Here is a 524-nt window from a genome sequence, read left to right as displayed (position 1 = left end):
GGGTCAGTGGGCGTGGGCGGTGATGTCGCCGAGGGTGGTGGTGGCGCGGATGGTGAGGTGGGCGTCGGCGCCCTGGGTGTTGTTCAGGGTGTTGGTGATGCGGCCGTGGGTGGTGCCGGCGTCGAGGGTGGCGGAGGTGCCGCGGGCGGTGCCGACGGTGATGGAGCCGGCCTGGGTGGTGAGGACGAGGGTGCCGGTGACGGCTTCGGTGACCTTCACGTCGCCGCGGGCGGTGGTGAGTTCGGCGGAGCCGTTGAGGCGGCCGAGGGTGATGTCGCCGTCCTGGAGGGTGAGGCGGACGTTCGTGGCCTCGTCGATCTTGGCGGGGCCCCGGGCGCTGTCGTAGGTGATGTCGCCGAGGCGTCCGACGCCGCGCAGGTCGGCGGCGGCGGTCTTTGCCCGGACGCAGGAGCCGGCCGGGAGCTGGACGGTGATCTCGACGGAGCCGGAGGCGCCGAGGAGCTGGTTGTTCGTCTCGGGGGCGGTGATCCGCAGGACGCCGTCGGTGAAGGAGACGGTGGTCT

General features: G+C 72.5%; 1 protein-coding gene. It reads right to left on the bottom strand.

Going from position 1 to position 524, the window contains the following annotated elements; genetic code table 11:
* Positions 1–3 precede the first annotated feature (3 nt).
* The coding region (locus IE287_RS38160; RefSeq protein ID WP_189854015.1) for a DUF4097 family beta strand repeat-containing protein at positions 4–524 on the bottom strand (521 nt) is incomplete at its 5' end.

The sequence above is a fragment of the Streptomyces omiyaensis genome (genome assembly GCF_014650895.1).
In the GTDB taxonomy this organism is placed as follows: Bacteria; Actinomycetota; Actinomycetes; order Streptomycetales; family Streptomycetaceae; genus Streptomyces; species Streptomyces omiyaensis.
This window is presented reverse-complemented; position numbering and strand designations above follow the sequence as displayed.